Raw genomic sequence first — 10,274 nt, 5'->3', positions numbered from 1 at the left:
TTGCTCAAGGCGTCTTCGCCGATGATTCCTTCGGTTTCGAGGTTCAGCGGTACATGCAGACTGATGAAGTCCGAGCGGGAGAGGAGTTCATCCAGTTCGACCAGTTCTGCTCCGAGCTGTCGGGCCAGCTCTTCGGCCAGGTAGGGGTCGTGCACCAGGACCCGCATACGCAGGGCCAGGGCCCGTTCAACCACCATGCGGCCGATTTTGCCGGCCCCGATAATCCCCAGGGTGCGGCCGGCGATATCGATGCCGAGGTAGCGGTAGCTGTCCCATTCGCCGGCCTTGGTGGCGGCGTAGGCCTGGGGGATCTGGCGAGCCAGTGCCAGCAGCAGGGCGATGGTGTATTCGGCCATGGTGCTGGTGCTGCCGAAGGGGGTGTTCATGACGACCACTCCCTTGGCGTTGGCCGCCGCCAGGTCCATATTTTCGACACCGATACCGGCCCGTCCGACCACCTTGAGCCTTGGCGCCGCCTGGAATACCTTTTCGGTAACTTGGGTGCCGCCGCGGACCACCAGTGCGTCGATATCGGTGACTGCGTTGAGCAGCTCGTCTTCGGTCATGCCCGGGCGGTACTTGAGAGAAATACCCTTGGCATTCTCGAAAACTTTGAGCCCTTCCACAGAAAACTTGTCAGAAACAAGTACTTTCATGGTCCCCACCCCCCGGTTGTTTTGCTGGATTGGCAGGTTGTTCTGCGGCTCTCCAAACAACGTACGTTAGCAATACCCGGGCTTTCTGTCAAGACCAAAGCCGGACCCGTCAGTGGTCTGGAAATGAAAGGTAAAACAGGGGGATAGGGGTCGCTGGACATAAAAAAACTCCGCAATGGAATTGCGGAGTTTTTTTGCGTGTTGCGGATGCCTGATTAAATCTTGACGATGTTGGCGGCCTGGGGGCCTTTCTGGCCATCAATTACGTCAAACTGAACCCGCTCGCCTTCGGCCAGGGATTTGAACCCATCGCCAGAGATGGCCGAGAAGTGGGCAAAGACATCGGGGCCGTTGTCCTGCTGAATGAAACCGAAACCTTTAGCATCGTTAAACCACTTGACAGTACCTTGTGCCATTTTTCTTGTGCTCCTTTTGTGTTCTCCGGGTCATCCGGTGTTGAAATGAAAGTCCCGGAGTGCTTTATTCACACAAAAAACCGCTCAGCCCTCGGGCTTGAACGGTTCATCGCTTGTTGGGCGAACCTGCGTTTCCGGAACTGGACGAAACGTTAGCATATAAGTTTGAGTGTGGCAACTGATTATTATCTTTTTTTAGGGTAAGTTTTCCGGGGCGCAGGCAATTTTTGACTCAGTTTCCCTGTCGGCAGCAGATGTCAGGCTTTGCTGACGTTCTGGGCCTGCGGTCCCCTTGGGCCTTCGAGGATATTGAAGGCGACCTGCTCCCCTTCGGCGAGAGTCTTGAATCCATCCATTTCAATCGCTGAAAAATGAACGAAAATATCCGGTCCCCCGTCCTGTTCAATAAATCCGAACCCCTTGGCATCACTGAACCATTTCACTTTACCCTGTTGCATTTTTCATTCTCCCCATTGCTTTAATTTGATGCAGTTGACATTAGTGCTCCGCTGGATTCCGGTAGGCGAAACCATGCAAACGTTTTGAAGTTTACCGGGACATTGGATAAAAGCAATCTTATGGCAGAAAAATAATTAGCTTAATCTCCTGAAGAGGTTTGCCTGATAAAGCGCCGGTCAGCTATCCGGCCTGGAGGGTTCTGCCGGCAGGGCAGCCGCCAGGGCCACTGGCGTGGTTGAGCTGCTCTGAATAAACTTTTCCAGGCAGGGTGGACAGATGGTCGAGGTGTCAATCTCGCAGATGTTCGGTCGGATCTGGTGCCCCCTGGCCGGTGTGGATCCCTGGTAGTTGCCGCACCACGCACAATAAATAAGCACGTTTTTCCTCCTGTTAAGAGCTCCTCAGTATGGTTAGCATGGCCCAACCATATGTCAAGCGCACGGTTATCGGAGATATTGCACCAGCAGCCGAACCCCGGTGCCGCTGGCGCCCTTGGGGATGTAGGGGCGCCCTTTGTCTTCCCATGCGGTGCCGGCAATGTCGAGATGGGCCCAGGTGAAATCGCCGGCGAACTTTTGCAGGAAGGCGGCAGCGGTGATGGTTCCGGCCGGCCGGCCACCGACGTTCTTGAGGTCGGCCACCTCGCTTTTGAGCTGTGTGGCGTAGTCGTCCCACAGCGGCAGCTGCCAGAGACGTTCACCCGACTGTTCGCCTGCCTTGAGCAGCTGTCGGATCAGGCCTTCGTGGTTGCCCAGAATGGCGGTGGCATGGTGTCCCAGGGCAATGATGCAGGCGCCGGTCAGGGTTGCCAGGTCGATGACCACCCGGGGATCAAATCGCTTGGCATAGCTGAGGGCATCGGCCAGGATCAGGCGGCCTTCGGCGTCGGTGTTGATGATTTCAATGGTTTTGCCGGCTTTCGAGGTCAGGATGTCACCGGGACGGATGGCGCTTCCCGAAGGCATGTTTTCAACCGCCGGGATGATCCCGACCAGGTTGACCGGCAGGCTGAGCAGCGCGGCGGACAGCAGGGTCCCCAGCACGGCGGCGCCGCCGGCCATGTCCATTTTCATCTCGTCCATTTTTTCCGCCGGCTTGAGGGAGATGCCGCCGGCGTCGAACACCACCCCTTTGCCGACCAGCGCGATCGGCCGCGAATGATTGTTGTCGCCGTGATATTCGAGGATGATCAGGCGTGGTTCGCGGATGCTCCCCTGGGCTACCCCGAGCAAGGCGCCCATCTGCTCCTTTTCCAGGTCCGGTTTTTCAAGAATGGTGCACTTCATCCCGGTTTCGTCGGCGATGGAGCGGGCCTGGCGGGCGAGAAAGTCAGGCGATTTGGCATTGCCGGGTTCGTTGACCAAGTCGCGGGCGAGGTAGACCCCCCGGCAGATCGCCTGGGCGATCGTCGCCCCATGCCCAGCTTCTTTGACCTGGTTTTTTTTAGCGACCAGTATGGCCAGTTTGCTCAGGGCAACTGGGAGCTCATCAGGGTTTTCGGTGCGGTAGCGCAGGAAACGGTAGCCGGCCAGCAGTATGGCTTCGACCACGTGCTGGGTGAGCGCCTCCAGGGTCAGGTTGCGAACGGCCAGTGAGGCGAGATCTACGGCGAAGTTCGACAGGCTGCGTTCCTGCAGAAAGCCGGTGGCCGCTCCCAGGGCCTGGCGAATCCGTTCGGCGCCGGCGCCTTTTTCCTTGCCCAGGCCGATCAGTAAAATCCGTTCGGCGGCCAGGGCGGAGGACGGATGCAGCAGCAGCTTTTCCCTTTGTTTGCCGCTGAATTCCTTGTCGCGAAAGGCCCGGGACAGCGATCCGCCGAGGTGGCGGTCGAGATCCTTGAGCAGAGGGGTTTTGGGTTTGCCTTCGAAGACACCAAGGATCAGGCAGGGGGTTTTCTTTTCCAGCGGCGCACCGCTGGCGATTTTGATTTCCATTTAAGAATCCTTTGCTGGTCGGCTGTGCGGTGTCGGGGCGTCGGCTCGCAATGGCCGGCGTTTTCAGGTGAAGCGCCAGTACGGTTGATCAAGGTGTCAAAACTTTGTCAGCAGGAGGCCTGCCGTTGCGACGATGCGAGGGGCAGCTTGCACTGCGAAAGCTTTCATGATTAAAAAGTCTACCGGGCTGCGACTGTATTTCAATGAGACTTTTGACATTTGTTGAAAAGTCGTTAAGATGCGGTAATAAGACATGTTGAACCATGAAGGAGGAGGCGATGATGAGGCAACTTTATTCCATGCTCTGTGGCATGCTGGCGCTGACCCTGCTGGCAACGGGATGCATCCCCCGTGCCGACCAGATTTCGTCGGAACGGCGAGTCGCAAATTATGTCGAGCAGGGGGGCAAGACCGGGATTGTCGGCAAGGTGTTTATCAAGACAGGTGGGGCGCCACTGGCCGGGGCGTATGTCAACATCTACCCGGATGCCATTTCCAATCTGCTTGGGCCGTCGATGTTCATCTCCCTCCCCACCGGCAGTGATGGCAGCTACAGTCTAGATGTTCCTGCCGGGACGTACTATGTGGTAGCCCGCAAGCGCCTGAGCGGCAAGGCCATGGGGCCCCTGTCGCCCGGCGATTATTATTCTGAACACCAGCGGGTCGTGACCACGGTGGTGCCCGGCAAGCTGGCCGTGGTCGATATGCCGCTGGTCGTCATCAAGGCGCCGATGTTCTTCAAGAAGGAGGTAGTCGAAAGTCAGACCGGCACCGGCGTCCGCGGAAAACTGGTGGATGTCTCGGGCAACCCGGTACCTGGTGGGTTCGCTACCGCCTATGTCGACCCGGAAATGCGCCGACTGCCTGATTTTGCCTCGACCCTTTCGGATGAGAACGGCGACTTCATTCTTTATCTTCCCGGCGCCGGAACCTATTACCTGGGGGCGCGCATCCATGCCTGGGATATGCCGCGCCCGGGCGAGCCTTACGGTCGTCTCGGAGGCGACAATCCGCAACCGGTGATCGTGGAAAAGGGCACTTTTGTCGAAGGGCTGACCATCGAGATGCTTCCTTTTGACGGTGAATACAAGCCAGGCAAGAGCCGGCGGCCGATCTGACCGGCCGGTTCCGGCGGTTTACCGTATTGGCCGTTGTTCCATGTACAGCAGCCGCACCGGGCGATTAGGGTGCGGCTGCTGCTGTTTCATGCCAGGCAGTCCGCCGGCCAATGACGGACGGTGGCGGAGCGGGTCGCTGCGGAACATTTCTTGCTTAGCAGGAGAGGGGTTCGGCCGGAGGCAATTTGTTGACACCTCCCGGTTTTGGGGATTAACGGTTGCCTGCTGTGGTTAAAAAGTGTTATTTTGCTGCAAATGGCTGATTTAATGGTTTTTATGTAAGAGAAGCGGATTGCCGGAAGGCGATTTTTTACTGTGCCTTTAGCCGTAAGAGGGTGTGTTGCGATGTTTACCTCACTGAGTCTGCGTTGGAAAATCCTGCTGGCCCTGATCGGTCTTTCGGTGCTGCCGCTGGCGATTGCCTTGCTGATCCTGTCCACCTCCGTTGAAGGTCAGCTTGATCGAACCATGGATTTGCGGGCAGACGAGCTGGCCGGCTTTGTGCGCAAGACCATCGACTACTCGGAAAAAGAAGCGACCAACTATATCCGCCTGACCAGTCAGGCTCCCGATCTGGTCAATTCCATCTATTTTGCCAGCTCGACTGAGGAAATGCTTGATATCGGAACCGTTATCGAGAAAACCCAGAAGGTGTTCCATTTTGATCTGGTCCAGGTGCTCAGCGCCGATGGAGGGCTGCTGCGCAGCAGTATCCACAAGGAGCATCAGGGCTTTGTTCCCGGCGCGCTCAAGACCCATCCTGTGGTCCAGGCCGCTATGGCCGGCGATGAGGCCAGCGGCATCGAAAGCATTGCCGGTCAGGCCGCAATTGTAGCGGTTTCGCCGATTCGGTTCCACAACAAGGCCATCGGGTATCTGGTCGGTGCCGTCTTTCTGGATGATGACTATGCGAAAAAAATCCAGGCGATTGCCGGTTCTCAAATCGCCTTTTACAGCCGGACCGGCCTGATTTCCGCGTCGGTTCCCGAGCTGAGGGCGCTGAAAACCGAGGATTATGCCGGGCGCCAGAGCTGGAGCGCCAAGCTGGGCGACACCCCGTTCAACCTGTATCACTTTTCCCTCAATAACCAAGGCGAGGGGATGCTGATGGCCCTGGATCGTTCGGAGCTGGTCGCCTCGCGCAAGCAGATGCGGGACCTGTTTATCGCCATCCTGGTCGGTGTCGGTACCCTGGCGATTCTGGTCGGAGTCGCCATCTCCCGCAGCGTGGTGCGGCCACTGGCGGCGGTGGTTAGCAACCTCAAGGAAATCGCCGAAGGCGAGGGGGATCTGACCAGTCGCCTGAAAGTCGAGTCAAAGGACGAGGTCGGCGAGCTGGCGCAGAGCTTCAACCGGTTTCTTGAGCGGTTGCAGGAAATGGTGCGCCGGATCCAGGTCGTCCGCGAAGACCTGGGGGGGGCGGCTAAAAAGATCCGGGTGTCGTCGAGCCAGGTCAATGAAGGTGTCAATCACCAGTCCCGCTCCATCGAGGAGTCCCATTCGGCCATCCAGGGGATCGAACAGACCCTGGGCGGCATCGCGGAAAGTACCAGTACCCTGGTCGGCGCGGTCGATGAAAGTTCCTCGGCGACCCTCGAGCTCGGATCGACCATCGAGGAGATCGCCGACCAGATGGAGAACCTGTTTGCCACCGTGGACGAGGTTTCCAGCTCGATCAACGAGATGTCGGTGTCGGGGCAGCAGATTATGGAAAATATCGAGATCCTGGCGTCTTCCACCGAGGTGACCGCTTCGTCCATCACCCAGATGGATGCCGCCATCAAGGAAATCGAGGAGAATGCCGAAACCACCAGCGGCCTTTCCGAAGCGGCTGCCACCGATTCCCAGAAGGGCAAGGAGGCGGTGGATGAGACGATCAAGGGGATCGGCGAGATCCGTGAAATGGTCGATGGTGCCAGCAAGGTGATTCGTGACCTCGGGCGGCAGTCCAGCGCCATCGGCAAGATTCTCAACGTGATCGACGATGTGGCCGACCAGACCAGCCTGCTGGCCCTGAACGCGGCCATCATTGCCGCCCAGGCCGGGGAGCACGGCAAGGGCTTCGCCGTGGTGGCCGACGAGATCCGCGAACTGGCCGAACGGACGGCGGTTTCGACCCGGGAGATTGCCGGGATAATCGGCAGTTTGCAGACTGGGGTCCAGGAGGCGGTGACCGTCATGGATACCAGCAGTGAACGGGTCCACCAGGAAGTCTCCCGTTCCCGGGTGGCTGGCGATGCGCTGGAAAAAATCCGCAACAGCACCCTGAAGTCGACGGAGCAGGTTCGCAGCATCGTCCGCGCCACCCAGGAGCAGGCCCGCGGCAGCCAGCAGATCACCAGTTCGATCAACCAGATCGCTTCGATGCTCGGACAGATTTCCGCGGCGATCAGGCAGCAGACGGCTGGAACCCAGCAGCTGGCCCAGGCCGCCGAAGCGATGCGCTCGATTGCCTCGCACGGCAAGCTGAGTACCTCCGAGCAGGCCAAGGGCAGCCGTCAGATCAATGCCAGTATGGAAAATATCAGCCTTATGATCGAGCGTATCGACGAAGCGACCCGGCAGCAGACCGGGAGAACCCGCCAGGTGCTCGACGCGGTTTCCAGCCTGCGCGCCGTCGCCGAAAACAACTCGCTGCGGGCCGCCGAGCTTGATCAGATTGTGGATGTACTCACCCTCCAGACCGCGGCCCTGGGCGAAGAGGTCGGCGCGTTCAAGGCATGAGTGGGCAACGGGTCACCGTGACCATCCTCGGCTCGGGGACCAGCACCGGAGTGCCGGTCCCGGCCTGTTCCTGTCCCGTCTGCTCCTCGCGGACACCGCAGAACCAGAGGACCCGCTGCAGTATCCTGATTTCGTTTGCCGGCCGCAATATCCTGGTCGATACCTCCACCGATTTGCGGCAGCAGTCCCTGCGCGAACAGATCAGCCGCATTGATGCCGTGCTGTACACCCACACCCACGCCGATCACGTCAACGGCATCGATGACCTGCGCCCTTTCAACCTGGCCTCCGGCGAGGCGATCCCCATTTACGGTTCCCGCGAGGATCTCGACGTATTGCGCCGGGTGTTCGCCTATATCTTCGACGACGGCGACGAGCCGGGCTACCGGCCCCGGCTGCAGCCGCAGCCGGTTTCCGATGTTTTCACCCTGTTCGGGCTCGAAATCACGCCACTGCCCCTGCTGCACGGTCCCGGCCGCTCGTTCGGCTACCGTATCGGCCCCTTTGCCTACCTCACCGACTGCAGTTCCATTCCCGAAACGACCCTGAGCGCCCTCGCCGGCATCGACATCCTGGTGATCGACGGGCTGCGTTTTCGGCCCCACGCCAGCCACCTGAGCATCTCCGAGGCCCTGGCTTTTGCCGAGAGGATCGGTGCCCGGCAAACCATACTCACCCATCTCAGCCACGATGTTGATTATTCCCGGCATGCCTCCTTGATGCCGGCCGGCACCGAACTGGCCTACGACGGGCAGCGCCTGGTTTTTCAGCTCGACCCCTCCTGAGGCGACTCTTCTCCCCCCCCTCTTGCCTGGCTCGATGCAGGGGGTATACTAATTGCGGAGTTCATTACAATTTCCAGGGGTGACGTATGGGACTGGAGCAGCAGACGGTTCGCAATATCGGGATTATTTCCCATATCGATGCCGGCAAGACCACGGTCTCCGAGCGGATTCTCTATTACTGCGGTGAAATCCACAAGATGGGCGAGGTGCATGACGGGTCCGCCACCATGGACTGGATGGACCAGGAACAGGAGCGCGGCATCACCATCACCGCCACCAGCACCAGCTGCCGCTGGAAGCAGTTGTGGATCAACCTGATCGACACCCCGGGGCACATCGATTTCACCATCGAGGTCGAGCGCTCGCTGCGGGTGCTCGATGGCGCGGTGGCCATTTTCAGTGCCGTCGAGGGGGTGCAGCCGCAGAGTGAATCGGTCTGGCGTCAGGCCGGCCGCTACCGGGTGCCGCGCATCTGCCTGATCAACAAGATGGACCGCATCGGCGCCGATCATCGTGCCGTGCTCGAGCAGATGAGCCAGCGTCTCAAGGCCAGGCCGGTGCTGCTGCAATTGCCGATCGGCCAGGAGGGAAGCTTCTCCGGGGTGGTCGACCTGGTCTCCGGCCAGGCCCTGCTGTTCGATGAATCCGACCAGGGGGGCACCGTGCACGTCGACGGCATTCCGCCGGAATTGGCCGACGAGGTGGCCGCCGCCAGGGAGGCGCTGCTGGAAATCGCGGCTGATTTTGATGACAGCATTCTGGCCGATTTCCTCGAGGGTCGCGCGGTGGAGGCGTCGCGACTGCTGGCGGCCCTGCGGCGGGGTACGCTCGAATGCCGCCTGTTTCCGGTGCTGCTCGGCTCGGCGCTGCGCAACAAGGGCATCCAGCCTCTGCTCGATGCGGTCGGGCATTTTCTCCCCTCTCCTCTCGACGTGTCGCCGGCGCTGGCCCGGCATCCGCAGCAGCCCGAGCTCGAAGAGCCGCTGGCGAGTGATCCGAAGGCCCCGCTGTGCGCCCTGGCCTTCAAGGTGCTATCCGATGAGGGCCGCAAACTCACCTACCTGAGGATCTATTCCGGTACGCTCAAGGCCGGTGATGCGGTCTGGATCAGCAACCGCGGCTGCCATGAAAAAGTCGCCCGGCTGTTTCGCATGCATGCCCATCGCCGGGAGCGTCTCGACCAGGCGGAAGCGGGAGATATCGTTGCCGTAGCCGGCCTTAAAAGCGTGCTGACCGGGGATACCCTCTGCCGCAGCGATCATCAGCTGCTGCTGGCCGGGCTGTCCTGTCCCGAGCCGGTCGTCTCGCTGGCGGTCGAGCCGAAGGGGGTGGATGACCGGGACAAGCTGCTGCCGGCGCTGGAGAAACTGCAGTGGGAAGATCCGACCTTCCGGGTCAGGGAGGATGAGGACACCGGGCAGACCATCCTGGTCGGCATGGGCGAGCTGCATCTGGAGGTGATTGCCGCCCGGCTGGCCAGGGATTTCGGCGTCGAGGTCAAGACCGGTCGTCCCCAGGTGGTGTATCGCGAAACCCTTGGCCGGGCCGCCGAACGGCACGAGCTCTTTCATCGCGAGGTCGACGGCAAGGTTCAGCAGGGCGAGGTGCTGCTGCGACTGACGCCGCTGGCGCGCGGCGAAGGGCTGCGGCTGGTTTTCCCGGATGAGGCGGTGTCCCCGCTGCCGGCGGATTTCCGCCAGTTGCTGCTCCAGAGCCTGGAGGCGGTCTGCGCCGGGGGCGCAGTGGCCGGCTATCCTCTCACCGACCTGGTGGTCGAGGTGGCGGCGGCCCCCTTTGTTGCGGGAGTGACCACCGCGGTTGGGCTGCGGGCCGCCGCCCAGCGCGGCATGGTGATGGCCGCCCGCGAAGCGAAGCCGCTGCTGCTGGAGCCGGTCATGAGTCTCGAATTGACGGTCCCCTCCGAATATGCCGGCAAGGTGTTCGGTTCGCTGCAGCAGATGCGCGGCCGGGTCGACGGCATGCTGTCCCGTGGCGACATCGAGGTGATCCGGGCCAGGGTGCCTCTGGTCGAGATGTTCGGCTACATGACCGAATTGCGCAGCGCCAGCAAGGGGCGGGGAACCTTCACCATGGAATTTTCCCACTACGACGATGCCCCGCTTGAGGTGCAGAAGCGTTTTGGCCTGAAATAGCCCTGAAAAGTCGCAGTTGCTTTCCCTTT

At 60.3% G+C, this 10,274-nt stretch carries 8 protein-coding genes; 4 read left to right on the top strand and 4 right to left on the bottom strand.

Annotation, left to right across the window (positions count from 1 at the left end; all coding sequences use genetic code 11):
• From ABYV89_RS01565 to ABYV89_RS01550, 4 genes are all read right to left on the bottom strand, one after another.
• On the bottom strand, positions 1-656 hold a 656-nt coding region (locus ABYV89_RS01565; protein ID WP_432821163.1), incomplete at its 3' end, for an NAD(P)-dependent oxidoreductase.
• A gap of 215 nt (positions 657-871) precedes the next feature.
• Positions 872-1,072: a cold-shock protein gene (locus tag ABYV89_RS01560; RefSeq protein WP_432821162.1), complete on the bottom strand. Its 201-nt coding sequence runs from the start codon at positions 1,070-1,072 to the stop codon at positions 872-874.
• Between the two features lie 257 nt (positions 1,073-1,329).
• Positions 1,330-1,530, bottom strand: coding sequence for a cold-shock protein (locus tag ABYV89_RS01555; protein WP_432821161.1), 201 nt, complete (start codon positions 1,528-1,530; stop codon positions 1,330-1,332).
• 444 nt (positions 1,531-1,974) lie between these two features.
• Entirely contained in the window at positions 1,975-3,465 is a 1,491-nt protein-coding gene (locus ABYV89_RS01550) for a leucyl aminopeptidase (protein WP_432821160.1), read from the bottom strand.
• 278 nt (positions 3,466-3,743) lie between these two features.
• Between ABYV89_RS01550 and ABYV89_RS01545 the strand changes: the two genes are divergently transcribed.
• The 4 genes from ABYV89_RS01545 to fusA all read left to right on the top strand — a co-directional run bounded on the left by ABYV89_RS01545 (position 3,744) and on the right by fusA (position 10,245).
• A complete protein-coding gene (locus tag ABYV89_RS01545; protein ID WP_432821159.1) occupies positions 3,744-4,583 on the top strand; it encodes an MSCRAMM family protein in 840 nt (279 codons plus the stop codon).
• A 345-nt stretch (positions 4,584-4,928) separates the two neighbouring features.
• On the top strand, positions 4,929-7,307 hold the full coding sequence (locus tag ABYV89_RS01540; protein WP_432821158.1) for a methyl-accepting chemotaxis protein: 2,379 nt from the start codon (positions 4,929-4,931) through the stop codon (positions 7,305-7,307).
• Positions 7,304-8,092 (top strand): GPMC system MBL fold metallohydrolase, encoded by a 789-nt coding sequence (locus ABYV89_RS01535; RefSeq protein ID WP_432821157.1) that lies wholly within the window; start codon positions 7,304-7,306, stop codon positions 8,090-8,092. The genes ABYV89_RS01540 and ABYV89_RS01535 overlap by 4 nt, the downstream gene beginning before the upstream one ends.
• 86 nt (positions 8,093-8,178) lie before the next feature.
• The gene (gene fusA, locus ABYV89_RS01530; RefSeq protein WP_432821156.1) at positions 8,179-10,245 is read left to right on the top strand and encodes an elongation factor G; all 2,067 of its coding nucleotides are present in this window, start codon (positions 8,179-8,181) and stop codon (positions 10,243-10,245) included.
• The last annotated feature ends 29 nt before the right edge of the window (positions 10,246-10,274 follow it).

The sequence above is a fragment of the Trichloromonas sp. genome (assembly GCF_041583255.1).
Classification (GTDB): Bacteria; Desulfobacterota; Desulfuromonadia; order Desulfuromonadales; family Trichloromonadaceae; genus Trichloromonas.
The sequence above is the reverse complement of the archived record's forward strand: the minus strand, read 5'-3'. Positions and strand labels throughout refer to the sequence as shown.

Excerpts from the sequence above, each read along its gene's own strand:
- ABYV89_RS01560 (WP_432821162.1), bottom strand. The coding sequence starts at position 1,072 with ATGGCACAAGGTACTGTCAAGTGGTTTAACGATGCTAAAGGTTTCGGT.
- ABYV89_RS01555 (WP_432821161.1), bottom strand. The coding sequence starts at position 1,530 with ATGCAACAGGGTAAAGTGAAATGGTTCAGTGATGCCAAGGGGTTCGGA.
- ABYV89_RS01550 (WP_432821160.1), bottom strand. The coding sequence starts at position 3,465 with ATGGAAATCAAAATCGCCAGCGGTGCGCCGCTGGAAAAGAAAACCCCC.
- ABYV89_RS01545 (WP_432821159.1), top strand. The coding sequence starts at position 3,744 with ATGATGAGGCAACTTTATTCCATGCTCTGTGGCATGCTGGCGCTGACC.
- ABYV89_RS01540 (WP_432821158.1), top strand. The coding sequence starts at position 4,929 with ATGTTTACCTCACTGAGTCTGCGTTGGAAAATCCTGCTGGCCCTGATC.
- ABYV89_RS01535 (WP_432821157.1), top strand. The coding sequence starts at position 7,304 with ATGAGTGGGCAACGGGTCACCGTGACCATCCTCGGCTCGGGGACCAGC.
- fusA (WP_432821156.1), top strand. The coding sequence starts at position 8,179 with ATGGGACTGGAGCAGCAGACGGTTCGCAATATCGGGATTATTTCCCAT.